Annotated in this window: 25 protein-coding genes and 1 other RNA gene; 23 read left to right on the top strand and 3 right to left on the bottom strand. The window is 49.7% G+C overall.

Annotated features, from left to right (window positions below; all coding sequences use genetic code 11):
- The first annotated feature begins 138 nt into the window (after positions 1–138).
- The 4 genes from smpB to OTK50_RS11445 all read left to right on the top strand — a co-directional run bounded on the left by smpB (position 139) and on the right by OTK50_RS11445 (position 2432).
- Positions 139–609 (top strand): SsrA-binding protein, encoded by a 471-nt coding sequence (smpB, locus tag OTK50_RS11460; protein ID WP_003151688.1) that lies wholly within the window; start codon positions 139–141, stop codon positions 607–609.
- Between the two features lie 168 nt (positions 610–777).
- Positions 778–1140: a transfer-messenger RNA gene (ssrA, locus tag OTK50_RS11455) on the top strand.
- 77 nt (positions 1141–1217) lie between these two features.
- The gene (locus OTK50_RS11450) at positions 1218–1523 is read left to right on the top strand and encodes a barstar family protein (RefSeq protein WP_100001611.1); all 306 of its coding nucleotides are present in this window, start codon (positions 1218–1220) and stop codon (positions 1521–1523) included.
- Between the two features lie 114 nt (positions 1524–1637).
- Positions 1638–2432: an SDR family NAD(P)-dependent oxidoreductase gene (locus OTK50_RS11445; RefSeq protein WP_015418226.1), complete on the top strand. Its 795-nt coding sequence runs from the start codon at positions 1638–1640 to the stop codon at positions 2430–2432.
- Between the two features lie 51 nt (positions 2433–2483).
- Here the strand turns inward: OTK50_RS11445 and OTK50_RS11440 are convergent, their stop codons facing one another.
- Entirely contained in the window at positions 2484–3365 is an 882-nt protein-coding gene (locus OTK50_RS11440; protein ID WP_023357134.1) for a LysR family transcriptional regulator, read from the bottom strand.
- A 151-nt stretch (positions 3366–3516) separates the two neighbouring features.
- On the opposite strand from OTK50_RS11440, the gene OTK50_RS11435 reads away from it, so the two are divergent.
- The 10 genes from OTK50_RS11435 to OTK50_RS11390 all read left to right on the top strand — a co-directional run bounded on the left by OTK50_RS11435 (position 3517) and on the right by OTK50_RS11390 (position 11405).
- Positions 3517–4056 carry a GNAT family N-acetyltransferase gene (locus OTK50_RS11435; protein WP_003151702.1) on the top strand — a complete coding sequence of 180 codons (540 nt, stop codon included), beginning with the start codon at positions 3517–3519 and terminating at the stop codon, positions 4054–4056.
- Positions 4053–4865: an amino acid ABC transporter substrate-binding protein gene (locus OTK50_RS11430; RefSeq protein WP_069007348.1), complete on the top strand. Its 813-nt coding sequence runs from the start codon at positions 4053–4055 to the stop codon at positions 4863–4865. The genes OTK50_RS11435 and OTK50_RS11430 overlap by 4 nt, the downstream gene beginning before the upstream one ends.
- Positions 4866–4890: 25 nt before the next feature.
- Positions 4891–5703, top strand: a complete 813-nt coding sequence (locus OTK50_RS11425) for an amino acid ABC transporter substrate-binding protein (protein WP_025285272.1) — start codon at positions 4891–4893, stop codon at positions 5701–5703.
- A gap of 22 nt (positions 5704–5725) precedes the next feature.
- Positions 5726–6448 carry an amino acid ABC transporter permease gene (locus OTK50_RS11420; RefSeq protein WP_007409997.1) on the top strand — a complete coding sequence of 241 codons (723 nt, stop codon included), beginning with the start codon at positions 5726–5728 and terminating at the stop codon, positions 6446–6448.
- A 15-nt stretch (positions 6449–6463) separates the two neighbouring features.
- Positions 6464–7171: an amino acid ABC transporter permease gene (locus OTK50_RS11415; protein ID WP_094031287.1), complete on the top strand. Its 708-nt coding sequence runs from the start codon at positions 6464–6466 to the stop codon at positions 7169–7171.
- Positions 7168–7947 carry an amino acid ABC transporter ATP-binding protein gene (locus tag OTK50_RS11410; RefSeq protein WP_094031286.1) on the top strand — a complete coding sequence of 260 codons (780 nt, stop codon included), beginning with the start codon at positions 7168–7170 and terminating at the stop codon, positions 7945–7947. The genes OTK50_RS11415 and OTK50_RS11410 overlap by 4 nt, the downstream gene beginning before the upstream one ends.
- Positions 7944–8951: an LLM class flavin-dependent oxidoreductase gene (locus OTK50_RS11405; RefSeq protein WP_012118455.1), complete on the top strand. Its 1008-nt coding sequence runs from the start codon at positions 7944–7946 to the stop codon at positions 8949–8951. The genes OTK50_RS11410 and OTK50_RS11405 overlap by 4 nt, the downstream gene beginning before the upstream one ends.
- A gap of 11 nt (positions 8952–8962) precedes the next feature.
- Positions 8963–9250 (top strand): glutaredoxin family protein, encoded by a 288-nt coding sequence (locus OTK50_RS11400; protein WP_012118454.1) that lies wholly within the window; start codon positions 8963–8965, stop codon positions 9248–9250.
- Complete coding sequence (locus tag OTK50_RS11395) at positions 9247–10575, top strand: LLM class flavin-dependent oxidoreductase (protein ID WP_266121883.1); 1329 nt, start codon at positions 9247–9249, stop codon at positions 10573–10575. Before OTK50_RS11400 ends, OTK50_RS11395 begins: the two co-directional genes overlap by 4 nt.
- 194 nt (positions 10576–10769) lie before the next feature.
- Positions 10770–11405: an FMN-dependent NADH-azoreductase gene (locus tag OTK50_RS11390; protein ID WP_007410009.1), complete on the top strand. Its 636-nt coding sequence runs from the start codon at positions 10770–10772 to the stop codon at positions 11403–11405.
- Positions 11406–11450: 45 nt separating this feature from the next.
- Here OTK50_RS11390 and OTK50_RS11385 read toward each other — a convergent pair whose 3' ends face one another.
- Complete coding sequence (locus tag OTK50_RS11385; protein ID WP_088461667.1) at positions 11451–12491, bottom strand: oxidoreductase; 1041 nt, start codon at positions 12489–12491, stop codon at positions 11451–11453.
- Between the two features lie 138 nt (positions 12492–12629).
- On the opposite strand from OTK50_RS11385, the gene csoR reads away from it, so the two are divergent.
- The 6 genes from csoR to OTK50_RS11355 all read left to right on the top strand — a co-directional run bounded on the left by csoR (position 12630) and on the right by OTK50_RS11355 (position 19189).
- Positions 12630–12935, top strand: a complete 306-nt coding sequence (gene csoR, locus OTK50_RS11380) for a copper-sensing transcriptional repressor CsoR (RefSeq protein ID WP_003151723.1) — start codon at positions 12630–12632, stop codon at positions 12933–12935.
- A gap of 75 nt (positions 12936–13010) precedes the next feature.
- Positions 13011–13217: a copper chaperone CopZ gene (copZ, locus tag OTK50_RS11375; RefSeq protein WP_224224362.1), complete on the top strand. Its 207-nt coding sequence runs from the start codon at positions 13011–13013 to the stop codon at positions 13215–13217.
- An 83-nt stretch (positions 13218–13300) separates the two neighbouring features.
- Positions 13301–15730, top strand: coding sequence for a heavy metal translocating P-type ATPase (locus OTK50_RS11370; RefSeq protein ID WP_224223806.1), 2430 nt, complete (start codon positions 13301–13303; stop codon positions 15728–15730).
- Positions 15731–15879: 149 nt separating this feature from the next.
- Positions 15880–17991: a heavy metal translocating P-type ATPase gene (locus tag OTK50_RS11365; RefSeq protein ID WP_224223805.1), complete on the top strand. Its 2112-nt coding sequence runs from the start codon at positions 15880–15882 to the stop codon at positions 17989–17991.
- A 117-nt stretch (positions 17992–18108) separates the two neighbouring features.
- Positions 18109–18780 (top strand): DsbA family protein, encoded by a 672-nt coding sequence (locus OTK50_RS11360; protein WP_224223804.1) that lies wholly within the window; start codon positions 18109–18111, stop codon positions 18778–18780.
- A complete protein-coding gene (locus OTK50_RS11355; RefSeq protein WP_224223803.1) occupies positions 18770–19189 on the top strand; it encodes a disulfide oxidoreductase in 420 nt (139 codons plus the stop codon). The genes OTK50_RS11360 and OTK50_RS11355 overlap by 11 nt, the downstream gene beginning before the upstream one ends.
- Positions 19190–19222: 33 nt before the next feature.
- Here the strand turns inward: OTK50_RS11355 and OTK50_RS11350 are convergent, their stop codons facing one another.
- Positions 19223–20023, bottom strand: coding sequence for a zinc-dependent metalloprotease (locus tag OTK50_RS11350; RefSeq protein ID WP_007410016.1), 801 nt, complete (start codon positions 20021–20023; stop codon positions 19223–19225).
- A gap of 222 nt (positions 20024–20245) precedes the next feature.
- Between OTK50_RS11350 and OTK50_RS11345 the strand changes: the two genes are divergently transcribed.
- The 3 genes from OTK50_RS11345 to OTK50_RS11335 all read left to right on the top strand — a co-directional run bounded on the left by OTK50_RS11345 (position 20246) and on the right by OTK50_RS11335 (position 25324).
- Positions 20246–20854 carry a trimeric intracellular cation channel family protein gene (locus OTK50_RS11345; RefSeq protein WP_007410017.1) on the top strand — a complete coding sequence of 203 codons (609 nt, stop codon included), beginning with the start codon at positions 20246–20248 and terminating at the stop codon, positions 20852–20854.
- Positions 20855–21025: 171 nt separating this feature from the next.
- Positions 21026–23341, top strand: coding sequence for an RNA polymerase recycling motor HelD (gene helD / locus OTK50_RS11340; RefSeq protein ID WP_224223802.1), 2316 nt, complete (start codon positions 21026–21028; stop codon positions 23339–23341).
- Positions 23342–23515: 174 nt separating this feature from the next.
- Positions 23516–25324, top strand: a complete 1809-nt coding sequence (locus OTK50_RS11335; RefSeq protein WP_020956336.1) for an assimilatory sulfite reductase (NADPH) flavoprotein subunit — start codon at positions 23516–23518, stop codon at positions 25322–25324.
- Positions 25325–25338 lie beyond the last annotated feature (14 nt).

Here is a 25338-nt window from a genome sequence, read left to right as displayed (position 1 = left end):
TGCGAAAAGCAAATGGGGCATAATGCTCTGTTTGCTTTCTTTCGCAAGCCGCATTTTCATTGTCGCGGAACGCTCCATTTGCTAAAATAAAGCGTATCGCACACATGAACGGTTTTTACGGAGAGAGGAGGATAAGGCATGCCAAAAGGATCAGGCAAAGTATTATCGCAAAACAAAAAAGCAAATCATGACTACTTTATAGAAGAAACCTATGAAACAGGCATCGTGCTGCAGGGAACGGAGATTAAGTCCATCCGCGCCGGCCGCGTAAACATGAAGGATTCCTTTGCGAAAATCGAGCGCGGCGAAGTGTTCCTCCACAACATGCACATCAGCCCGTACGAGCAGGGAAACCGCTATAACCACGACCCGCTCCGGACGAGAAAGCTTTTGATGCACCGGAAAGAAATCAATAAGCTGATCGGCCTGACGAAAGAGAAAGGCTATTCCCTCGTGCCGCTGAAGCTGTACTTGAAAAACGGCTTCGCCAAAGTATTAATCGGCCTCGGAAAAGGGAAGAAAACATACGATAAACGTGAAGATTTAAAACGAAAAGACGCCAAAAGAGAAATCGAAAGAGCGTTCAGAGACAGACAAAAAGGCTTCTGATGCCTGAGCCTTGATGTGATGATATGCCCTGTGCTATACTGTTCACACATCAGATTCACAGGCTGTTTATTGAAGATATTCCCAATTGAATTTGCCTGTGATCATGGTATAATAACAGTACAGCCAGTTGAGCAAGAGCTTGATAGATCTCCCGTATACCCTTAACAAGGGGACGTTACGGATTCGACAGGGATGGATCGAGCTTGAGCTGCGAGCCGAGAGGCGATCTCGTTAACACGCACCTAAATATAACTGGCAAAACTAAAAGTTTTAACCAAAACTTAGCACTAGCTGCCTAATAAACGCAGCGAGCTCTTCCTGACATTGCCTATGTGTCTGTGAAGAGCACATCCAAGTAGGCTACGCTTGCGTTCCCGTCTGAGAACGTAAGAAGAGACTGACAGACTAGCTCTCGGAAGGCCCGCCCGCAGGCATGAAGACGAGTGAAACACGAAATATGCAGGCTACGCTCGTAGACGCTTAAGTAATCGATGTTTCTGGACGTGGGTTCGACTCCCACCGTCTCCATACATAACAGAGGAACCGCAGTGCTGTCACATGACGCACTGCGGTTTTTTTCATGCCGAAAAATCAAGGAGTGAATGTAAATGGAAATCGTCATCATAGACGGAAAAGATGTTACAAGCACAGAAGCTTTACACCGAATCTTAAAAGATCAATTAGATTTCCCGGACTTTTATGGTGAAAATCTGAATGCCTTGTGGGATTGTCTGACAGGCTGGATAGAACTTCCGCTGACTTTGGTGTGGAAGAATTTTGAGATCAGTCAGAAGGAATTGGGTTTGGATGCTGATGATGTCTTGGAGCTGTTTCAAGAGGCTCAAGAAGAGTTAGGTAATCGGTTTGTCATTCAAATCGATCAGCCGTCAGCCGGGACAACGGACAGGCACTAAAAGGTGCGTACTTCCCCTCATCCATTTTTCTATCCGATAATAGGGACGGAAGGTTTCAGGCTTTCGATTTCTGTCCATATATAAGAAGAGACTTGCGATAGGGAGGAATGGATGATGGATTTGCAGTTGAAAGGAAAGACGGCGCTTGTGACGGGATCTACGTCAGGCATCGGGAAGGCGATTGCGGCTTCGCTGATTGCAGAAGGTGCGGCTGTGATCATTAACGGACGCCGTGAAGAAAAGGTGAACGAAACGATCCGGGAACTAGAGAAACAGACGCCGGATGCCCGTCTCTATCCGGCCGCATTTGATTTAGGCACGGCGGAAGGATGCGGCGCGATTTTTCAGCAGTACCCTGATGTGGATATTCTCGTCAACAATTTAGGAATCTTTGAACCTGCGGAATACTTTGATATTCCTGACGAAGAGTGGCTCCGGTTTTTCGAGGTGAATATCATGAGCGGCGTGAGGCTGACACGCCGGTATGCAAAGCGGATGATTGAACGGAAGGAAGGGCGGGTGATTTTTATCGCGAGTGAAGCGGCCGTCATGCCTTCTCAGGAAATGGCCCATTACAGCGCTACGAAAACAACGCAGCTGTCGCTGTCACGCAGTCTGGCCGAGCTCACGGAAGGGACGAATGTGACGGTGAATACGGTCATGCCCGGCTCCACGAAAACAGAGGGCGTCGAAACAATGCTCGAGTCGCTTTATCCCGGTGAAAACCTGACCGCGGCGGAGGCGGAGAGACGATTTATGAAGGAGAATCGTCCGACGTCGATCATTCAGCGATTGATCCGTCCGGAAGAAATCGCCCACTTTGTCGCCTTTTTAAGCAGCCCGCTGTCGTCTGCCATTAACGGATCTGCATTGCGGATCGACGGCGGCTTGGTGCGGAGCATTATATAAGATGAATATACAAAAACCCCCGCAAAGTGGCGGGGGTTTTTGTAATGCGGATCACGCTGAAAACCGGCCGATGATCCTGCTGATTAAATCTTTTGTGGCACAGTCAAAATGCTCTTCTTTCTGGTTTGTCAACAGCCCGACCGGCGGTGAAATTGTTAAGTTATGGATCGGAATGACCTTCGTGCCCTCGATCGGTTCTGAGTGCGCCGTCGCCGTAAAGATTGAGACGCCGATATTTTCCCTGACATAGTATTGGTGAGCCATGCTGCTGGTCAGCTCCATTTTTCGATAGCGGCTGCCGATGGACCGCTGCAGGTGCTGTTCAATTTGAATCCGGATCGGGCAATTGGCGGGCGTAAAAATCAGGCATTCATTTTCTAAGTCTTCGAGATTGATGCTTGCTTTGGCGGCAAGGGGATGTCTGTCGGACACGATGACATTGAGCGAGTCATGGAAAAACGGATCGAAATAATTCTCCAGAATCAGCTCCGGCTCGCCGCATACGGCAAAATCAATGGCGCCCTCCAGCAGTTTGCGGCTGCATGTATTGGCATCATCCACGCTGACATTGACCGACATGTCAGGATAATCATCTAAAAACCCCCGCAGTACGGCAGGGAAGATCAGGCTTGCCGTCGGTTCGGATATGCCGATGTGAATAAGGCCGGCCTGCCCCTGTCTGATGTCGGCCAGAGTATGGTCAAGCACCTCGTATTGCGCGAGAAGCTGCCCGGCCCGCTCATGAAACAGCCGCCCCGCCCTTGTCAGCTTCAGCTTCTTTCCCCGTTCAAACAGCTGCGCGCCTACATCCTGTTCCAGCTGTTTAATCCGCATTGAAATCGTCGGCTGTGAGTAGTTCAGAATTTCGGCGGCTTTATAAAAGCTGCCTGACTGTACGATCGTATGGAACGTTTTAATGGTGCGTAATTCCAACGAAATCCCCTCCCGGCTGTTCATTAATTTTCTTGAACCTTTCCTTTACTTTTTTTGATTAGTCAAATAAATCAGTTTGCTTTATAGTATAAACAATCAAAGCTTAGTAAACAAATTGGAATTATATATTTTTGCGGGGAGAGTGACCGGAATGAGTGAAGACATATTTCGATTGGCTGAGAAAAAGGATGCGCCGGAGTTTTTAGAGCTGCTGTACAGCGCGTTTCAGCCGATCCGCAATTTGGAGATTGACTGGCCGTCGGCGCGGGCCGACATCGATATGGTAACAGAAAATATTGAAAATCATTCAGCCGTCGTGCTCGAACGGGACGGACGGCTTCTTTCAACCATTACGATCCGTTTTCCGTGGGAGAGTGACACGCCTCCGTCAAAATATCCGTTCGTCTGGTGGTTTGCGACGCTTCCTGAGCTGAAGGGGCAGGGCATCGGCAGCAAACTTTTGACTTATGTGGAGGAACACGTGCTGCGGGATACGCTGAAGGCCCCGGCCATCACGCTCGGCACTTCGGCGCGCAAGCATCCCTGGCTTGTAGATATGTACAGACGGAGGGGGTATGAAGTGTATTTTGAGCAGGAGAAAGACGGAGACATCGGAGTCATGATGAGAAAGGTGCTCATACCGGAGCGGTTTGACGCGTCGCTGTTAGGCACACCGAGCTGGGCGCAATGATAAAAAAACGGATCAGAGCCGGCTGTCTGCTTCTGCTGCTCGGCGTGCTGGCCGGGTGCGGGCAAGGAGAAAGCACAAAAGCGGGGAGCGGCGTGCAGACCGTCATTGTCGGCACGGGAACTGATTTTCCGAACATTGCTTTTATGGATGAAAAAGGCGAGCTGACCGGCTATGACATTGAAGTGATGAAAGCCATTGATAAACAGCTGCCGCAATACAAATTTGTCTTTAAGACGATGGATTTTTCGAATCTGCTTACAAGTCTCGGAAACCGGAAAATTGACGTGATCGCGCACAATATGGCGAAAAATAAGGAACGGGAGAAACGCTTTTTGTATCACAAAATCCCGTATAACTACTCGCCGATGTACATCACGGTGAAGGCGGATAATGACGCGATACACACGCTCCGGGATTTAAAAGGGAAAACCGTCATCGTCGGCGCGACGTCAAACGCGGCGGATTATATGACGGCATACAACAAAACCCACGGCAGCCCGATACATTTGAAATACGCCGGGCAGGGCAGCAGTGATACAGCAAACCAAATGGAGACAGGACGCGCTGACGCCACCGTATCCACGCCGTTTGCCGTCGATTTTCAAAATAAGACGCACGCGTTCAAACAAAAGACGGTCGGTGATGTGCTGCTGGATACCGAGGTGTATTTTATGTTCAATAAAAACAGCCAAACCCTGGCGGACGATACGGATCGGGCGATTCAAAAGCTGGAGAAGGACGGCACATTGAAAAGGCTGAGTGAAAAATGGCTCGGCGCGGATTATTCAAAATCAAGTTTCACGAAATAATTGAAGCAGAAAACGGGGCGATCACATGAAAATAAGACTGGCGGTCATGTCATTAACAATTGCCGCAACGGCGGCGTTATCAGCCTGCGGCGCGGGCGGGGAGGCGGCATCAGGCAATCAGAAAAACGTGAAGAACATTACGGTCGGCACGGGAACTCAATTTCCGAATATTTGCTTTATTGACGATAAAGGCAAATTGACGGGCTACGACGTTGAGCTGGTGAAAGAGCTTGACAGGCGCCTGCCGGACTATCGTTTCACTTTTAAAACGATGGATTTCTCCAACCTGCTTGTCAGCCTCGGCCAGCATAAAGTCGATATCGTAGCCCATCAAATGGAGAAAAGCGCCGAACGGGAGAAAAAATTTCTGTTCAATCAAGTCGCGTATAACAACTTCCCGCTGAAAATCACGGTGCTTCAAGAAAACGGGAACATTCACGGCATTGATGACTTGAAAGGAAAGCGGGTCATTACGAGTCCGACGTCAAACGGCGCGCTTGTGCTGAAAAAATGGAATGAAAAACACGGCAGTCCGTTTGAAATTTCTTATGCCGGCCAAGGCTCCAACGATGCGGCCAATCAGCTGAAATCCGGCCGCGCCGATGCGACGATTTCTACGCCGTTTGCCGTCGATTTCCAAAACAAAACGAGCGCGATCAAAGAAAAAACGGTCGGCGGGGTGCTGTCAAATGCCAAAGTGTTCTTTATGTTTAACAAAAATGAACAAACGCTGAGCGATGACATTGATAAAGCCCTGCAGGAAATCATTGATGACGGCACGCTTAAAAAGCTGAGTGAAAAGTGGCTCGGTGCGGATTATTCAAAGGAGCAATATTAAGTGAAAAAGAGAGGGATCGGCAATGGAAAAAGCGTTTGATATCAGTATGATCGCGTCCTTTGTGCCGACATTGCTCGGGTATTTGCCCGTCACGCTGTATATATTGGCGGTGTCTCTGCTGTTCGGCTTTCTATTGGGGCTGCTTTTGGCGCTGCCCCGCATCTATCGCATTCCCGTTTTGAATCAGTTTGCGAAGCTGTATATCTCTTTTTTCAGAGGAACGCCCATCATGGTGCAGCTGTTCATTGTATTTTACGGTATTCCGGCGCTCACGGCGCTCGCCGGAATTGATACCTCCAAAATGGACCCTTTGTATGCGGCCATCGCCACGTACGCGCTGAGCAGCGCGGCAAGAGCGGCCGAAATCATCAGGGGAGGTGTGAACAGCGTCGACCGCGGGCAGGCGGAGGCTGCTTTCAGCATCGGGCTGAACGGGGGGCAGACATTCCGGCGCATCATTCTGCCGCAGGCGCTTGTGCAGGCCTTTCCCAACATCGGAAATATGGTGATCGGTTTCTTAAAAGATACATCACTCGCTTTTTCGATCGGGGTGATGGATATGTCGGGCAGAGGACAGACCTTGATTACATCGAGCAATCATTCTTTAGAAGTGTATATCTCGCTTTCTGTTCTGTATTATGCGGCCGCCCTTTTATTTGAATGTGTCTTCAGATGGGCCGAAAAACGAATCAAGAAAGATGAGACGCGCCTTGTGACGGTTTTTGACATGAGCGCGCACGGCTGAAAAGGAGGGAGAACAGTGGAGCTGGATATTCCATTTATCGGCACTGCGATCAAACAAATGATGAAAACCGTTCCGCTTACATTGGCAATGACGGTCATTCCGATTATTGCCGGATTTTTCATAGCTCTCGGCAATATCACGGTGCGTATATTCCGCATCAAATGGCTGCTGGCCTGCTCATCGTTTTACGTGTCTTTTTTTCGCAGCACCCCGGCGATTCTCCATATTATGCTGATTTATTTAGGGGTTCCGCTGATTGCCGATCAATTCAGCCGCGCGTTTCATCTCGGCTGGTCGGCCAATCAGATTCCGGTCGCCGTGTTTGTCATCATGGCACTGTCATTAACGGCAGGCGCTTATATGACGGAAATTCTCCGTTCCGGGATCATGGCCGTCGATACGGGGCAGGCGGAGGCGGCATATTCAATCGGCTTGACGCGGGGCCAGATGATTTGGCGCGTGGTTCTGCCGCAGGCGTTCATGATATCGCTGCCGAACTTCACCAACATAGGCATCGGCTTTTTGCATACCACTTCCATCGCGACCATTGTTGCGGTGCCTGAAATTACAGGAACGGCGACGATTGCGGCATCCGATAACTATGCATTTCTGGAAGCATTTATCGGGGCTGCCGTGATTTATTGGGGATTAACGCTGATTCTCGAAGCTGTAAACAGTCTGGCGGAAAAAAGGGCAGCCAGATATCAAGGAGGCGCATTATGATCGAAATTCGAAACATTCAGAAACATTTTGGCGGTCATCACGTGCTAAAGGGGATCAATTTAAGTGTCCGGAAAGGAGAAGTCGTGACCATCATCGGCCCGAGCGGTTCCGGGAAAACCACTTTTCTGCGCTGCCTTAATTTACTTGAGCGGCCGGATGAGGGCGCCATTTCGCTGCACGGTGAAGTCATTAACTGCAAAAAGCCTGCCAAAAAAGACATTCTCAGACTGAGGAAACAGACGGCGATGGTTTTTCAGCAATATCATTTGTTTTCGCATAAAACGGCGATTCAAAATGTTATGGAAGGCCTGACGATCGCAAGGAAAATGAAAAAAACAGATGCGTACGCCATTGCCGAGCGGGAACTGGCCAAGGTGGGGCTTCAGGATAAATTGCACGCCTATCCGAATCAGCTGTCGGGAGGACAAAAGCAGCGGGTCGGAATTGCCAGGGCGCTTGCCATTCATCCTGATGTGATGCTGTTTGATGAACCGACCGCAGCCCTCGATCCGGAGCTTGTCGGCGAGGTGCTCGAGGTGATGCTTAACATTGTGCGGACCGGCGCCACCATGATCATTGTTACTCATGAAATGGAATTCGCCAGAAGAGTGTCCGACCAAATTGTGTTTATGGATGAAGGAGCAATCGTGGAACAAGGAACGCCTGAGGAAGTCTTTTACAAGACGAAAAAAGAAAGAACGAAGAAGTTCCTCCGCCGCGTGCTGCCTGATTACGGTTATGACATAAAAGAGCGCATAAAGGAGCCTGTCGTATGATTCGTTTAAGCATTTTAGACCAAAGTGTCACCGCGGAAAACCAAACCGCAGAAGAAGCCTTGCGGCAAACGGTGAGATTGGCTCAGGAGGCCGAACAATACGGATATGACCGTTTCTGGGCGGCGGAGCATCATAACAATGAAGAGATAGCGGGATCAGCGCCGGAAATTGTTCTGGGGTATCTTGCCGCAAGCACGAAAAAAATCCGTCTCGCGTCCGGCGGGGTGATGCTGCAGCATTACAGTCCTTATAAAGTGGCAGAGCAGTTCCGGGTTCTGTCCGCTCTTGCTCCCGGCCGTGTGGCGCTTGGTGTCGGCAAAGCGCCCGGCGGATTTCAGCTGTCAACCGATGCGCTGCAGCGGGAGCTTATCCAGCCCGCCCGTTTATTTGAAGAAAAGCTTGAGGAGCTGACTCATTTCATCCGAAATGATTTTCCGGACTCGCACCGCTACGCGTCATTGCGGCCGGCGCCGCATACTGAGTATGCGCCTGACCTCTTTTTGCTCGGCGGCAGCGCGGAAAGCGCGATATCCGCGGCCAAACTCGGCATTTCCTTCGTTTTCGCCTATTTCATAAACGGTGAAGAGGCTGCGTTAGAAAAAGCGCGCCACGCCTTTGACGAGCATCTGCCGAAAGGATCGAAGGCGGAGTTTCACCTTGCGCCGATGGTCTTTACCGCGCATACAAAAGCAGAAGCGGAAAAACACGTGGTATCGCGTGAGTCGGTCAAAATCATTCTCGAAGACGGCAAAAAGGTGAATGTCGGTTCCCGGGAACAAGCGGAAGCGTTTCTTGAACAAGTCACGCAGCCGTATAAGCTGATTACACAAAAGACGGGTGTGATTGCCGGGACAAAAGAAGAGACTGCCGCCGAGCTGCGACGATTATCCGTTCAATACAGCATTACTGATTTTGTGATTTTGTCGCCTATCAAAAACGCTGAGGAAAAACGATTGTCTTACCGGCTGTTAAGCGAAGCGGTGCAGCCGGCCCCGCAATTATAGGAGGGATGAACATGAGTTATGAAGTAAACGTTGTGGTCTGGAGCAAACAGGGCTGCTCCTATTGCGATGAAGTGAAAGGATATTTGCGGGAAAATGCCGTTGCATACGAAACAATTGATGTGACAGAACGGGACGAATTGCGTGACGTGCTGCAGACGAAGTACGGCATCCGTCATGTTCCCGTCGTTGAAATCGGCAGCGGTGACAGCCGTGTGTATCAGGCCGTTACTCAAGTCGGCATTGAACATGTAGAACGGGCGCTTGCCGATTACGAGGGGAAAAAGGGGGAGAGAAAATGAGCCGGACGGATCTTATTCAATTCGGAGCCATGATTCACGGTATCGGCGGCACAACGGACGGCTGGCGTCATCCCGACGCCGATCCGACAGCAAGCACGAATGCGGCGTTTTACAGGCAAAAAGCGCAGACTGCTGAAAGAGGGCTGTTCAGCTTTGCTTTTATTGCGGACGGCTTGTTCATTTCTGAAAAGTCCATCCCGCATTTCTTAAATCGGTTTGAGCCGATCACTATCTTATCGGCGCTTGCCGCCTCTACAACCCATCTTGGTTTAATCGGCACATTTTCCACATCGTTCACTGAGCCGTTCACCATCGCAAGACAGCTGATGTCTCTTGACCATATCAGCGGCGGCCGGGCGGGCTGGAATCTCGTCACCTCTCCGCAGGCGGGAGCCGCGCGCAATCACAGCAAAGAAAGCCTTCCCGACCACAGCCGGCGCTACGCCATCGCCCAGGAACATGTGGACGTGGTGCGCGGTCTGTGGAATTCCTGGGAAGAAGATGCCTTCGTCCGCAACAAAGAAACCGGGCAGTTTTTTGACCCTGACAAACTGCATCGCCTGTATCACAAAGGCGAGTATTTTCAAGTGGAGGGCCCGCTGAATATCGGCCGATCCAAACAGGGAGAGCCGGTCGTTTTCCAAGCGGGGTCTTCAGAAACCGGCCGGTCGTTTGCCGCGAGGAATGCAGATGCAGTCTTTACGCACTCCAATTCACTTGAGGAAACGAAGGCTTTTTATGATGATGTGAAGAAGCGGGCGGCGGATTACGGCCGGGACGCTTCCAAGCTGCGGATTTTTCCGGGAATCAGTCCGATTATAGCCGGCTCACAAGAAGAAGCGGAAGCGAAATACCAAGAATTCGCCGAGCTGATTCCGATAGAGAACGCCGTTAAATATGTGGCCAGATTTTTTGACGATTATGATCTGAGCCGTTTTCCGCTGGATGAGCCGTTTCCTGATTTGGGCGACGTCGGGAAAAACGCGTTTCAAAGCACGACAGACCGTATCAAAAGAGAGGCGAAAGCCCGGAATCTTACGCTGCGTCAAGTGGCGCGCGAAGCCGCGTTTCCGCGAACCCATTTTATCGGCACATCGGAACGTGTGGCATCATTAATTGAAACATGGTTTCAGCGGGAAGCGGCGGACGGGTTCATCATTCACTCTGACATCCCGGGCATGCTTGAAGCCTTTGTAGATCAAGTCATACCGATCCTCCAGGAAAAGGGGCTGTACCGAAAAAGCTATCCGGCCGATACACTGCGGGGGAATCTCGGATTGGATATTCCGGCCTGCAGACCCAATCCGATTTTGAGCAGAAACTGAGGTTTCTGCTTTTTCTGCTGCTTGCCATTCCCGTCATTACAGCCTTTTTTAAAAAAATATACTGATTTCAAGATATTATTGTTGCTAAAAGATTTTTTTGTAACTATAATTATTACAGAACTGATCAGTATAAAAAAACATTCATATTTCATAATAAATGTGTGTGTAATCTGAAAACGAAAGGGCTGTTTACAATGGCAAAAGTACTTTATATCACTGCTCATCCTCATGATGAAAAGACATCTTACAGTATGGCGACAGGAAAAGCGTTTATCGATTCTTATAAAGAATCAAACCCGAATGATGAGGTTGTACATATCGACCTTTACAAAGAGAACATTCCTCATATCGACGCGGATGTATTCAGCGGCTGGGGAAAACTTCAATCCGGCACAGGTTTTGAAGAGCTTTCTGAAAACGAAAAAGCGAAAGTCGGCCGTCTGAACGAGCTGAGCGATCAATTCGCGTCAGCTGACAAATACGTATTCGTCACACCGCTTTGGAACTTCTCATTCCCGCCTGTTATGAAAGCGTACCTTGATTCTGTGGCTGTAGCCGGAAAATCATTCAAATATACAGAGCAAGGCCCGATCGGTCTGTTGACTGACAAAAAAGCGCTCCACATTCAGGCGCGCGGAGGCTATTACTCCGAAGGGCCGGCGGCTGACATGGAAATGGGCCACCGTTACATCGGCATCATGATGAACTTCTTCGGCGTTCCTTCTTTTGACGGATTAATCGTTGAAGGCCATAATGCTGAACCGAATAAAGCACAGCAAATTAAAGAAGATGCGATTACCCGCGCGAAAGAAGCCGGAAAATCATTCTGATCTTAAAAAAAACCTCCCCGCCGTACGGCTGGGAGGTTTTTCATATTAAAGGGCAATCGTCCGTTTTTGTTCGCTGCTTTTCATCGCCGCTTCAATGACACGGATGACATCGATGCCTTCTTTTGCCGTAACGGGAAGCGGTTTTCCGCTTAAGATGCTGTCTGCCAGCAGTTTGTAGTACGTAAGGTAAGAGCCGTTCTCAGAGGGGATTGTTTCTGTATGCCGTTTTTCATCCGCTGCGGTTGTCAGCTCTCCGAAGTTGTCAGGATCATCGGCGCCCCAGCTGTCGTCAACCGGCTTTTTGCCCGCTGAAAGCGCGTCTTCCTGTCCGTCCATTCCGTATTTGATAAAGCTTGCATTCCGTCCGTGAATCTGATAGCGCGGGCCGCTTGCCGCATTCATGGAGCCGGATTGAAGAATGACCTGAAGCTTGCCGTAATGGAGCGCGGCCAGAAAACAATCAACAGTTTCACTATTGTCCCGCTGCTTCATCACATGTGCGGTGACGGATTCCGGCATTCCGAAAAGCAGAAGTGTCTGGTCAATAATATGTGAACCGAGATCATACAGCGTTCCCGTGGCGGGTCCGTTTTTTTCGCGCCATCTTTCTTGTACAACCGGATTGTACAGATCGTAGTTGACTTGATATGTATGAATGTCTTGAAGCGCCCCGTCCCGAATCAGCTTTTGTATTGTTAAAAAGTCATTGTCCCACCGCCGGTTGTGATACACGCTCAGTAAGACGCCTTTATCTTCAGCCGTTCTTCTCAGTTCCTCCGCTTCTGCTGAAGTCGCCGTCATCGGTTTTTCCACGACGGTGTGTTTTCCCGCCAGGAGGCATTTCATCGCTGATTCATAATGCATTCCGCTCGGTGTCGTGACGATGACGAGATCAATGTCAGGATCACCGGTAATGTCTTCAATCGCGCGCACGGCTTCAGCCCCCGGCAGATCACGTTTGACCTCCTCCGTTCTGGAGGTCATGACTTTTTTGATCTGATAATCATCAAGGACGTCCAAAAGCGGCGCATGAAAAACTTTACCCGACAAACCATATCCCAATATGCCAACCTGTATCGTTTTCAATGAGTTTCCCCCTCTTGATAAGTGATAACATTATATACCCCGCGGGAGTACTGGTAAAACTTGTGTGTTGAAAATTTTTTACACCGGATTTTCAAGTCTGTATAATGAAGATAACGAAGAAAAAAACCGAGGTGGAAAATGGACAAACATACCGAGCATCAATCGTTAAATCATAAAAGCGCCAAAGAAAAAGACCAGATTCTGAACCGGCTGAAACGGATTGAAGGCCAGGTCAGGGGCATTCAGAATATGGTGGATAACGAACGATACTGCGTGGATATTCTCGTGCAGATTTCAGCCGTACAGGCGGCCATGCAGAAAGTCGCGTTTCATCTGCTGGAAGATCACGCCCATCACTGCGTAGCCGGCGCCATTGAGAGCGGAAACGGGGAGCAGGCGATTGCCGAGCTGCTTGATGTTGTGAAAAAAATCGCAAAATCGTAAAATAAAATGTTTTGAAATACCCTACAGGGGTATGGTAACATGAAGAAGAAAAAACAAGACGTGGAGGGAATCATCATGGAACAAAAAACACTGCAAGTCGAAGGCATGTCCTGTCAGCACTGCGTCAAAGCAGTAGAGACCGGAGTAGGAGAACTGAACGGAGTGACGGCGGTTCAGGTGAAATTGGAAGCCGGACAGGTGGATGTGACGTTTGATGAGAACAAAGTCTCCGTATCAGATATAAAAGACGCGATTGAAGATCAAGGTTATGACGTCGCATAGGATTTATCGCGCTGCGGAAACGGGCGCGGTTTTCTTTTATCAAATTTATACCCCCATGGGGTTTATGGAGAGAGATGAGGACATTGAGTGAACCGAAAGAAATGACCATTCAAGTGGGGGGCATGACATGCGCTGCCTGCGCTTCAAGAATTGAAAAAGGGCTGAAACGGATGGACGGCGTCAATGACGCTTCCGTCAATCTTGCGCTTGAAACCTCAAATATTTCCTATCAGCCTGACAAAATCGAAGCTGGCGCCATAAAAGAAAAAATTGAAAAACTCGGCTACCATGTTGTGACGGAAAAAGCCGAGTTTCAGATTGAAGGCATGACATGCGCCGCTTGCGCCAACCGGATTGAAAAGCGCCTGAACAAAATAGGGGGAGTTGACAGCGCACCGGTGAATTTCGCTCTGGAAACGGTCACCGTTGAATACAATCCGAAAGAGGTGACACCGAAAGAGCTGAAAGAGACCGTGGCAAAACTCGGCTACAGATTAGACGAGAAGAAAGCGGTTGATGGAGCCGGCGGATTTTCCCAAAAGGAGAAAGAGCAGCGAAAGCAGCTGATCAGGCTGATATTTTCTGCCGTTCTCTCCTTTCCGCTTCTATGGTCGATGGTCAGCCATTTTTCTTTTACTTCTTTTATCTGGATGCCGGATATCCTGATGAATCCGTGGCTGCAATTCGCGCTTGCCACCCCGGTGCAGCTCGTCATCGGCTGGCCTTTTTATATGGGAGCGTACAAGGCGCTGAGAAACAAAAGCGCCAATATGGATGTTCTCGTTGCGCTCGGAACGACGGCTGCTTACGCATACAGCCTGTACATGACGATTGCGTCTCTCGGACGAGACGGACATGTTGAGGGGCTTTATTATGAAACGAGCGCCATTTTGCTGACTTTGATTTTGCTTGGAAAGCTTTTAGAGATGAAAGCGAAAGGCCGCTCATCAGAAGCGATTAAAAAGTTAATGAAGCTTCAGGCGAAGACGGCGGCGGTTGAGCGGGAAGGGAAAGTACAGGTGATTCCGATTGACGAGGTCCGGACGGGGGACATCGTATACGTGAAACCGGGAGAACGCGTCCCTGTCGATGGCGAAGTGATTGAAGGCCATTCCGCAATTGATGAATCGATGATTACGGGAGAGAGCATGCCTGTCGATAAGTCTCCCGGAAGCAGTGTCACCGGGGCGACGATCAATGCAAACGGCTTTCTCAAAATCAAAGCGGTGAATGTCGGGAAAGATACCGCGCTTGCACACATTATTAAAATCGTAGAAGAAGCCCAAGGATCAAAAGCCCCCATTCAGCGGCTCGCGGATCACATTTCAGGCATTTTCGTCCCGATTGTGCTGGGGCTGGCCGTGCTGACTTTTCTCATTTGGTATGTATGGGCGGCGCCGGGACAGTTTTCTGAAGCGATCGGCAAATTCATCGCCGTGCTTGTCATTGCCTGTCCGTGCGCACTCGGGCTCGCCACTCCGACGAGCATTATGGCGGGCTCCGGACGCGCAGCTGAATTCGGCATTCTTTTTAAAGGCGGAGAGCATTTAGAAAAGACCCAGCGTCTGACGACAATCGTACTGGATAAAACAGGAACGGTGACAAACGGCAGACCGGTTCTGACAGATGCCGTACCGGCAGAGGGAATGAACGAAGAGGAACTCCTGCGGCTGGCGGCGGCCGCCGAAACGGGATCAGAGCACCCGCTTGGAGAAGCCATCGTGTCAGGAGCCGAAAAACGGGGGATTGCCATCCCGAAAATCACCCGGTTCCAAGCCCGGATCGGTTCCGGAATCTATGCAGAGGCTGACGGCAGAACGATTCTTGCCGGATCAAGACGGCTGATGGAATCAGAACACATTGAACATGAGGCGCTGCTTCCGCACATGGCCCGCTTGGAGGCGGAAGGGAAAACGGTGATGATTATTGCGGCAGACGGCAAAGCGGCGGGGCTTATCGCAGTCGCCGATACGATCAAGGAAACATCTCCGGCCGCGGTGAAACGTCTGAATGATATGGGGCTTGACGTCATCATGATGACCGGTGACAACAAAAAGACCGCGGAGGCCATTGCAAAAGCCGCGGGCATCGGCAGCGTGATCGCCGAAGTGCTTCCCGAACAAAAGGCGGCGGAAATTTCCCGACTGCAAAAAGAAGGCCGGCGCGTGGCGATGGTCGGTGACGGCATCAATGATGCTCCGGCGCTGGCTGTGGCCGATATCGGAATGGCCATCGGCACCGGCACCGATATCGCAATGGAAGCGGCGGACATTACGCTGATCCGCGGAGACCTGAACGGCATTGCCGACGCCATCGGCATGAGCAGGCTGACCATGAGAAACATCAAGCAGAATTTAGGCTGGGCATTGGGATACAACAGCATCGGCATTCCGATTGCGGCGTCCGGCTTTCTGGCCCCGTGGGTGGCAGGCGCTGCCATGGCGTTCAGCTCAGTATCGGTCGTGCTTAATGCTTTGCGTTTACAGAAGGTGAAAAAAGACAAAATGGGCTGAGACCTGTTTTGTCTTTTTTATTGACACTTTATTCAAAGCCTGCATATAATAGAGAAAACAAATATATGAGTATATGTTCATATATATAAAATCGTTTAGCTGTATTGATGTTATGGGAATCCTATTACGGAAAGTAGGGTGAGTCGAAAATGAAAGCAGCCAAAGGTGAATTTGTATTAGACGGACTTGATTGCAGCAACTGTGCAAAAAAAATAGAAAACGGCGTAAAAGCCATTGACGGCATAGACGGCTGTGCTGTCAATTTTGCGGCAAGCACCATCACGGTCTCAGCCGGCGGCAAAAACGAGCAATGGATGAAAGATGAGGTTGCGAAAAAAGTAAAGTCCATTGATCCTCATGTGACCGTTCGTTCGAAGCATGAAGACAAACCCGGCGAGGATGAATACCGCAAAAAGCTGCAGCTGATGTTAGTGAGATTGGCAGCGGGAGCCGTTTTGGCCGTCATCGCTTACTTCGCGCACACGGGCGCCGTCCTTGAGTTTCTGCTCTTTTTTGTTTCATATTTGATCATCGGCGGCGATATCGTAGCCAGAGCGGGAAAAAACATTGTCCGCGGCCAGGTATTTGATGAGCATTTTCTGATGGCGCTTGCCACGATCGGCGCATTTGTGATTCATCAGTATCCGGAAGGCGTCGCGGTCATGCTGTTCTACCAAATCGGTGAACTGTTTCAGGGAGCGGCCGTCAGCCGATCCAGAAAATCGATCAGCGCGTTATTGGACATCCGTCCTGAGTACGCCAATGTGAAAACGGAAAACGGCATGGCTGCCGTTCCGCCGCAGGACGTCAAAGTCGGACAGGTCATCGTCGTGAATCCCGGAGAACGGATTCCGCTGGACGGAAAGGTGCTGAGCGGTTCTTCGATGGTTGATACATCCGCTTTAACGGGCGAATCCGTGCCGAGAAAAGCGGAGCCGGGGCAAGATGTGATGGCCGGATTTATGAATCAGAACGGCGTGCTTCATATTGAAACCTCTAAAGGATATGAAGACTCGGCCGTGTCAAAAATATTGGATCTGGTCGAAAATGCGGCCGGACGTAAAGCGAAAACGGAAAACTTTATTACGAAGTTTGCCAAGTACTATACACCGGCCGTTGTCATTATTGCGGTGCTTCTCGCCTTTTTACCGCCGCTTCTCGTGCCTTCAGCCGCGCTTTCCGACTGGGTGTACCGCGCGCTGATTTTCCTTGTGATTTCTTGTCCGTGCGCACTCGTCGTCTCCATTCCGCTCGGGTTTTTCGGCGGTATCGGAGCTGCGTCTAAAGCAGGGGTGCTCGTGAAAGGCAGCAACTATTTAGAAGCGCTCAATCAGGTGGCATACGCCGTGTTTGATAAAACGGGAACCTTAACGAAAGGCAATTTCGCCGTTACTGATATCAAGCCGGCGGCAGGGTTTACAAAAGACAGCCTGCTTCATGCGGCCGCGCTCGCAGAAGTCCATTCCAATCATCCGATTGCTTCTTCCATCCGTGAAGCTTACAATCAACCGTTAGCGGCAGACGAGATTGAAGAATATGAAGAAATACCCGGACACGGCATTCGGGTGAAAACCGGCGGATCAACGATTTTGGCCGGAAATCAAAAACTGATGGCAAAAGAACAAATCGCTTTCGGTACAGCTGAAAATAACGGAACCGTCGTCTATGTCGCCGTTGATCAGCAGTATGCGGGGGCGATCGTGATCGCCGATGAAATCAAAGAGGACGCCAAACAGGCCATTGCCAATTTAAAAGTGCTCGGCGTGAAGCGGACAGTGATGCTGACGGGTGATTCAAAGCAGACCGGAGAAGCTGTCGGCCGAGAGCTCGGTATTGATGACGTGTACACAGAGCTTTTGCCGGGTGACAAGGTAGACCGCGTCGAAGAACTTGAAGCGGCGCTTGCACCGAATGAAAAACTGATGTTTGTCGGTGACGGGATTAATGATACGCCTGTGCTTGCCAGAGCTGACATCGGAGCTGCCATGGGGGCTCTCGGCTCTGATGCCGCCGTCGAAGCGGCCGATGTCGTCCTGATGACAGACCAGCCGTCAAAAGCAGCCGAAGCCATCCGGATTGCACGCCGCACACGCCGGATCGTCTGGCAGAACATCGGATTTGCTTTAGGCGTAAAAATCATTTTTCTCCTGCTTGGCGCATTCGGATTCGCCACCATGTGGGAAGCGGTCTTTTCAGATGTAGGCGTCACGCTGATCGCCGTTGCCAACGCGATGCGCGTCATGAGAGTGAAAGCGGAATAATTGTCAAAGATAATTCGTTTTTCAGGGTTTTCTTAAACAAGGTTGTCTTGGTAAAATAGAGAAGCGGGCCATCCGGCATCCGCTTCTTTTTTATTTTAAAAACAATGAGGTGTCTGAGTGAAAAAGAAACAATCGTCTGCGAAATTTGCGGTGATACTGACGTTAATCGTTGTCGTTTTATTTGCGGTCATCGTAATTATTAACAACCAAACGGAAAAAGCGGGCGAAACAGTCGCCGAACAGCCTTCCATTAAAGGACAGCCCGTGCTCGGCAAAGACAGCGCGCCTGTTACGGTAGTTGAATTCGGAGATTACAAATGTCCGTCATGCAAAGTATTTAACAGCGATATCTTTCCGAAAATCAAAAAAGATTTTATCGATAAAGGCGACGTGAAATTTTCATTTGTGAACGTCATGTACCACGGAAGCGGCTCGCGTCTGGCGGCTCTTGCTTCAGAAGAAGTGTGGAAAGAAGACCCGGCATCATTCTGGGCTTTCCATGAGAAGCTGTTTGAAGAGCAGCCGTCAAGCGAACAGGAATGGGTCACGCCTGCATTGCTTGAAAAGACGGTCAAAAGCACCGCGAAAAAGGTTGATCCTGACAAGCTGAAGGAAAACCTTGATAAAGAAACCTTCGCAAAAGAGCTGAAAGCTGACACTGACCTGAATGATAAATTAAATATCACGGCGACACCGACGATTTACGTCAATAACAAAGTGATTAAAGAATTCTCTAATTATGATGAGATTTCAAAAACGATTAAGAAAGAGCTGAAAAATGAAAAATAGAATCGTATTTTTATATGCTTCTTGGGTAATTGCTCTTGTTGCCATGCTCGGCAGCCTATATTTCAGCGAGATCAGAAAATTCATACCGTGCGAGCTGTGCTGGTATCAAAGAATTCTCATGTACCCGCTTGTCCTGATTTTAGGAATCGCCACCTTCCAGGGTGACACGCGCGTGAAAAAATACGTGCTGCCGATGGCCGTCATCGGCGCGTTTATATCGATCATGCATTACCTTGAGCAGAAGGTGCCCGGTTTCAGCGGCATCAAGCCGTGTGTCTACGGCGTGCCTTGCTCATCTGAATATATTAACTGGTTCGGTTTCATTACCATTCCTTTCTTGTCATTGACGGCATTTATTCTCATTATTATCTGCATGTGTTTTGTCAAAACGGAACGCACGGCAAAATAAAGAGCCTGCTCCAAGGGAGCGGCTCTTTTTCTATTATTTGTACCAAGCTTTGTTTGTCGCAATCTGTCTGTTATGGGAGCTGTCCCAAATATCAACGGAATAGGCATAATCATAATTCATGACGCAGCGGATGCCGCTGCCTTGGGCGTCATGCTGAAGTCCGAAGTTATGGGAAAACTCGTGCTGTGCCGCTTTCGCCGTGTTGGCCGTTCCTTGATCAAGGTTCACGCTGAAAGCCGGGCCGCTCGGTTTGCCGTTATATACATACGCGATACCGCCGGCGTCAAAACTTGATTTTGCGGTAAAACCGACGACAAAATGATAATTTTGATTTCTGAAGCTGCCTTGGAGATTCGATAAAATCTGAGAACTGTTTGAGCCGGAAGAATTCCAAGCCTGCACGGCCTGTACGACGAAATCAATGTTGTGATCACGGTTAAAAGCGACATCCGCCTGCTCCACGATCTGGACGATTCGCGTTTGCCAGTCGCTGTATTTGGCGCGGTATTCAGCGTCCGCCACCGCCAAAACTCTGACCTTCTGAGAGCCCGTGCTGGCTTTAGTTGAGGCTTTATCCTGACTGACATTGGCATTAAATCGTTTCGTGCCGACCTGCTTGCCGTTTTCATCCAGAATTTTTGTGTCAACCGTCTGTTCAACTTGGACCGGGCCCTTCAGATCTTTAAAATGATCCGCTTTCGGAAGCGGGTCCGTATACACCGTTTTCGCCGGCTCCGCATGAGTGTGCGAATGCGTATGGCTTTCGGCTGACGGCAGGCCGGGAATTAATCCGGCGGCCAATAAAACAGGAAAAACAAGTGAACTGATTTTCATCTCATAACCCCCTTTTTGTTAGAGAAAGTATTCAATGAAACTTCCAACAAACCTCCCAAAATAGTATAAAATAGGTAAATGTTCTTGCTCCCAGCCGTTGCGGGTGGGATTGTCCCGGGTTAGGAATCAGAATCTTTCAAAAATAAGGTTGATTTTAAGAGAAAGCGATTATAAAATCTAATGGTCGTCAGAAAATTTAACAAATAAAAAGGAGCATATGGAATGGCCTGGGAGCTGCTTAGTGTAATCGGCATCATTGCGTTTGCGGTCAGCGGAGCGATTGTTGCGATGGAAGAGGAGTATGATATTTTAGGCGTATATATTTTGGGGATTGTAACGGCTTTCGGCGGTGGAGCCATCCGAAACCTGCTGATCGGTGTTCCGGTCTCCGCCTTGTGGGAGCAAGGCGCGTTTTTTCAAATCGCTCTCGCATCAGTTACGATTGTCTTTTTGTTTCCGAAGCTGCTGTTAAGACATTGGAGTAAATGGGGCAACCTATCCGATGCCATCGGGCTTTCGGCGTTTGCCATCCAAGGCGCTTTATATGCCGTGAAAATGGGCCATCCGCTCAGTGCGGTGATTGCGGCAGCGGTCCTGACCGGCAGCGGGGGCGGCATCATACGGGATTTGCTCGCGGGCAGGAAGCCGCTTGTGCTCAAGGCGGAAATTTATGCAGTCTGGGCCGCGCTCGGAGGGTTAATCGTGGGCCTCGGCTGGGCCGGGGATGCCGCCGGTTTGTATGTGCTGTTTCTTGTGCTTGTGGCATGCCGCATCTGCAGTTATGTGTTCAGGTGGCGCCTGCCGAATCGTTCCTATCATATAGATCAGTAAAAAAACCGATTTCACAAAAGAAATCGGTTTTTTTTCATAACGGCTTCTGATAAAAAATACGCCCGATATGATAAGAAAAAGGGTATTTGACCATAATGCTGAATAATATGTTGCATATATGTTTGTATGATGAAAGCCGGATTTGTCAGCTTGATGTCGGAGGTGCCGCTGATGGCAAAACGTGATAAAGAGTGGAAAGAAGAGCAGGAAAGAATCAATTTTGTCATGAAGGAACTGGAACAGAAACAAACTCATCTTGAAGCCTCATCGGGCGGATTGAAGCAGGATATTGTCGGGCTGAGAAAAACGTTTTGGGATGATGTCACCGTGAATATGGATGACGCCCACGAAGCGGCTGAGACATTTTCAAGCATTAAACAGCAGGCGGAAATGCTTTCAGAACGTGAACGGACGCATCGGCTTCAATACCGGCAGCTTCAAAAAATCCAAAAGCTGAAAACCTCTCCTTACTTCGGCCGTGTCGATTTTACGGAAAAAGGGGAGTCCTCTTCCGAGCGGGTTTATATCGGGCTGACTTCTTTGATGGATGAAAACAACGAGCAATTTCTCATTTATGATTGGCGCGCGCCCATCTCATCTCTTTACTATCAATATTCCCCGGGAAAAGCCCGCTATGAAGTTCCGGAAGAAACGATAGAGGGAGACATCACACTGAAGCGGCAGTTTATCATTAAAAACGGGACGCTTAAAGCGATGTTTAACACGGATATGACGATTGGTGACGAAATGCTGCAAGAGGTGCTGAGCGGCCATTCCGGACAGCATATGAAAAACATCGTGTCAACCATCCAAAAAGAACAGAACGAAATCATCCGGGATGAAAAAAGCAAATATCTCATTGTTCAGGGAGCCGCCGGAAGCGGGAAAACATCCGCGGCGCTTCAGCGGGCCGCTTACTTGCTGTACCGCGGGCGCGGGGTGCTTGATGCCCGTCAGATTGTATTGTTTTCCCCGAACATTTTGTTCAACAGTTATGTGTCCGCCGTATTGCCGGAATTGGGAGAAGAGAATATGGAGCAGGCCACCTTTCAGGAATATATCATCCGCCGGCTCGGACGAAAGTTTGATTGTGAAAGCCCGTACGAGCAGCTTGAATATTGCCTGACTGAACAAAATCAGGACGCACTTTCCGTAAGGCTCGCAGCCATTGCTTACAAAGCGTCATCAGCTTTCCAGGCCATGATTGACCGCTATGCCGGCTCGCTTTCCGGCTCGGGCCTGATGTGTAAACAGATCAGCTTCCGGGGAGACATCCTGATTTCAAAAGAACGGATTGAAGCCTATTTTTATTCGCTTGATCAGCAGCTGCCGATTCCGAACAGAGCGGAGCTGACGGCGGAATGGCTTCTCGCGGAAATCAGCGCTCTCGAAAAAAAGGAGCGTAAGAAGGAATGGGTCTTGCAGGAGAGCGAGCTGCTTGATAAGGAAGACTATGCTGAGGTTTATCAAACACTCAAGAAGCAGGCGGCAGATGATGAACCTGTATTTGACGACCATCAGCGCGAACAGCGGCTGCTTGGCGCCATTATTGTCGGCAAAGCCTTTAAACCGATTAAGCAGGCCGTCAGACGGCTCGGCTTTCTCGATATAAAACGGATGTATCTCCGGCTGTTTTCAGACTGGGGAGCTGCTGAAAAGCCCGATCATTGGGAGAGCATCGGCGCTTTGACCAGAAACGCATTTGCAGAACGGTCACTTCCGTATGAAGATGCCGCTCCGTATCTGTATTTGCAGGATCTGTTAGAAGGAAAAAGAAAAAACACACAAATGAAGCACGTCTTCATTGATGAAGCGCAGGATTATTCCTCATTTCAGCTCACGTATATTCAAAGCATCTTCCCGGCGGCAAAGATGACGGTGCTCGGTGATGTCAGCCAGTCGATTTATGCCCACACCATTACGGGCCCTTCTTCCCTCGCCGGCTGCTTTCGCAATGGTGCAGAAAAGTATGTCAGCCTGAAACGGACTTACAGATCGACGCGGCAGATTGTTGAATTTACGAAAGCGCTGCTGGCTGACGGCGATGACATTGAGCCTTTTAACCGGAACGGGGAAAAACCGCGTGTTTTGCGGACGGATACAGAAAAAGCGCGGCAGGAACAATTGGCGGATACAATCCGGGAGCTCAGACAAAAAGGCTGGGAGACGGTCGCCGTCATCTGCAAAACGGCCGCGGAAGCCAAAAAAGTGTTTCAGGCGGTCAGCGCCGGGAGCGGTGTCCGTTTGATCAATAAAGAAAACCAGCCTTTTCAAAAAGGGGTATGCGTCATTCCCGTTTATTTGGCAAAAGGCATTGAGTTTGACGCCGTCATTGCCGCTGACGCCTCTGCTGTCCAGTACAAAAGCGAACATGACCGTAAGCTGTTATATACGGCCTGTACGCGGGCGATGCATCATCTGACCGTTTTGTCTCCGGGAGAACCCTCTCCTTTTATAAAAGAAGTGCCCGCCGGCTTATTCGTGTAAGCCCTTTGCCAAGTGCAAAGGGCTTTTTATCATTAGGAATCTTAATCATTGTCATCATGATTATATATTTTACTTACATACAAACTTTCGGTAAAGTTTCAATTAGAATATTATTTTGACAATTCCTATAGAAATAACGTACGTTACGTTTAATTCCTTGTGAGGTGGATATCGTTGCAACTTCAGGTCATGAACAGTCCGTTTAATCAGGAGCAGGCAGAGCTCCTTAACCGCCTTCTGCCGACCTTGACAGAATCACAGAAAATCTGGCTGAGCGGTTATTTGGCTGCGGCCCGGTCCGAATCCGGTGAAACAGCCGCACCCGCTGCTCCGGCTCCAGCAGAAAGCCCGGCAGTCTCAAGAGAAGTCACCGTATTATACGGATCGCAAACGGGAAATGCGGAAGGTCTTGCGAAACAGACGGTAAAGACGCTTGAGGAACGGGGATTCCAGGTCACCGTCGCGTCGATGAACGATTTTAAGCCGAATAATCTGAAAAAATTAAACAATTTACTGATCGTGGTGAGCACGCACGGAGAAGGCGATCCGCCGGATAACGCGCTGGCCTTTCATGAATTTCTTCACGGCAGACGCGCGCCGAAGCTTGAAGCGCTCCGTTACTCCGTTTTGGCGCTCGGGGACAGCTCGTATGAATTTTTCTGCCAGACCGGCAAAGAGTTTGACGAGCGTCTTCAGGAGCTCGGCGGCACCCAGCTTGCGCCGCGGGTTGATTGCGATCTTGATTATGATGAGCCGTTTTCTGAATGGCTTGACGCGGTCATCGGCGGTTTGAACGAAGGAGCGGGAAATCAAACAGCCGAAGCGCCTGCCGAGACGCCGGCTCTCGGTGAATCCGTTTATTCCAGAACGAACCCGTTTCGGGCGGAGGTTCTTGAGAACATCAATCTGAACGGACGCGGTTCGAATAAAGAAACACGCCATCTCGAGCTTTCGCTTGAAGGGGCGGGCCTCGCGTATCAGCCCGGAGACAGCCTCGGCATCTATCCGGAAAATGATCCGGCGCTCGTTGATGAGCTGATCAATGAGCTGAAATGGGACCCAAAACAGGAAGTGGCGGTGAATAAACAAGGAGAGCGCCTCCCGCTGAAAGATGCGCTTACTTCTCATTTTGAAATAACCGTCTTAACAAAACCGTTCCTGCAAAAGGCCGCACAGTTTACGGCTGACCAAAAGCTGAGTGAACTTCTGGCCGAAGGAAACGAAGAGCAGCTGAAAGCGTACATCAACGGCCGTGATCTGCTTGATCTCGTCCGGGATTTCGGTCCGTGGGAAGCGACAGCGGAAGACTTTCTTTCCATCCTGCGTAAAATGCCGGCCCGGCTCTATTCGATCGCAAGCAGTTTAGAAGCGAATCCGGAAGAGGTGCATCTGACAATCGGAGCGGTCAGATATGACGCGCACGGCAGAGAACGAAAAGGCGTCTGCAGCATTCTGTGTGCGGAAAGACTCCAGCCGGGAGATACGCTTCCGATTTACATTCAGCACAACCAAAACTTCAAGCTGCCGGACAATCCGGATACACCGGTCATTATGGTCGGGCCGGGGACAGGCATCGCGCCGTTCCGTTCCTTTATGCAGGAGCGTGAAGAAACCGGAGCTGAAGGGAAAACATGGCTGTTTTTCGGGGATCAGCACTTTGTCACTGATTTTCTGTACCAGACGGAATGGCAAAAATGGCTGCAAAACGGTGTTCTCACAAAAATGGACGTCGCTTTTTCCCGGGATTCGGAGGAAAAAGTATATGTGCAGCACCGCATGAAAGAACAAAGCAAAGAGCTTTATGAATGGCTGCAGCAGGGAGCCGCCGTATACATCTGCGGTGATGAACAGCATATGGCGCATGACGTGCACCAGGCGCTTCTCGATATCATTCAGGAAGAAGGCGGCATGAGCCGTGAAAAAGCGGAAAGCTTCCTGGCAGACATGCAGCAGAAAAAACGCTATCAGCGTGACGTATATTGATTTTGGTTTGAAAG

Source organism: Bacillus sp. NEAU-CP5 (genome assembly GCF_026420705.1).
Lineage (GTDB): Bacteria > Bacillota > Bacilli > Bacillales > Bacillaceae > Bacillus > Bacillus velezensis.
The sequence above is the reverse complement of the archived record's forward strand: the minus strand, read 5'-3'. Positions and strand labels throughout refer to the sequence as shown.

What these genes read in the sequence shown, in the direction of transcription:
- copZ (WP_224224362.1), top strand. Translation starts at nt 13,011, where the DNA reads ATGGAACAAAAAACACTGCAAGTCGAAGGCATGTCCTGTCAGCACTGC.
- OTK50_RS11435 (WP_003151702.1), top strand. Translation starts at nt 3,517, where the DNA reads ATGAGTGAAGACATATTTCGATTGGCTGAGAAAAAGGATGCGCCGGAG.
- OTK50_RS11400 (WP_012118454.1), top strand. Translation starts at nt 8,963, where the DNA reads ATGAGTTATGAAGTAAACGTTGTGGTCTGGAGCAAACAGGGCTGCTCC.
- smpB (WP_003151688.1), top strand. Translation starts at nt 139, where the DNA reads ATGCCAAAAGGATCAGGCAAAGTATTATCGCAAAACAAAAAAGCAAAT.
- OTK50_RS11390 (WP_007410009.1), top strand. Translation starts at nt 10,770, where the DNA reads ATGGCAAAAGTACTTTATATCACTGCTCATCCTCATGATGAAAAGACA.
- OTK50_RS11410 (WP_094031286.1), top strand. Translation starts at nt 7,168, where the DNA reads ATGATCGAAATTCGAAACATTCAGAAACATTTTGGCGGTCATCACGTG.
- csoR (WP_003151723.1), top strand. Translation starts at nt 12,630, where the DNA reads ATGGACAAACATACCGAGCATCAATCGTTAAATCATAAAAGCGCCAAA.
- OTK50_RS11365 (WP_224223805.1), top strand. Translation starts at nt 15,880, where the DNA reads ATGAAAGCAGCCAAAGGTGAATTTGTATTAGACGGACTTGATTGCAGC.
- OTK50_RS11350 (WP_007410016.1), bottom strand. Translation starts at nt 20,023, where the DNA reads ATGAAAATCAGTTCACTTGTTTTTCCTGTTTTATTGGCCGCCGGATTA.
- OTK50_RS11345 (WP_007410017.1), top strand. Translation starts at nt 20,246, where the DNA reads ATGGCCTGGGAGCTGCTTAGTGTAATCGGCATCATTGCGTTTGCGGTC.
- OTK50_RS11445 (WP_015418226.1), top strand. Translation starts at nt 1,638, where the DNA reads ATGGATTTGCAGTTGAAAGGAAAGACGGCGCTTGTGACGGGATCTACG.
- OTK50_RS11420 (WP_007409997.1), top strand. Translation starts at nt 5,726, where the DNA reads ATGGAAAAAGCGTTTGATATCAGTATGATCGCGTCCTTTGTGCCGACA.
- helD (WP_224223802.1), top strand. Translation starts at nt 21,026, where the DNA reads ATGGCAAAACGTGATAAAGAGTGGAAAGAAGAGCAGGAAAGAATCAAT.
- OTK50_RS11395 (WP_266121883.1), top strand. Translation starts at nt 9,247, where the DNA reads ATGAGCCGGACGGATCTTATTCAATTCGGAGCCATGATTCACGGTATC.
- OTK50_RS11405 (WP_012118455.1), top strand. Translation starts at nt 7,944, where the DNA reads ATGATTCGTTTAAGCATTTTAGACCAAAGTGTCACCGCGGAAAACCAA.
- OTK50_RS11425 (WP_025285272.1), top strand. Translation starts at nt 4,891, where the DNA reads ATGAAAATAAGACTGGCGGTCATGTCATTAACAATTGCCGCAACGGCG.
- OTK50_RS11450 (WP_100001611.1), top strand. Translation starts at nt 1,218, where the DNA reads ATGGAAATCGTCATCATAGACGGAAAAGATGTTACAAGCACAGAAGCT.
- OTK50_RS11355 (WP_224223803.1), top strand. Translation starts at nt 18,770, where the DNA reads ATGAAAAATAGAATCGTATTTTTATATGCTTCTTGGGTAATTGCTCTT.
- OTK50_RS11430 (WP_069007348.1), top strand. Translation starts at nt 4,053, where the DNA reads ATGATAAAAAAACGGATCAGAGCCGGCTGTCTGCTTCTGCTGCTCGGC.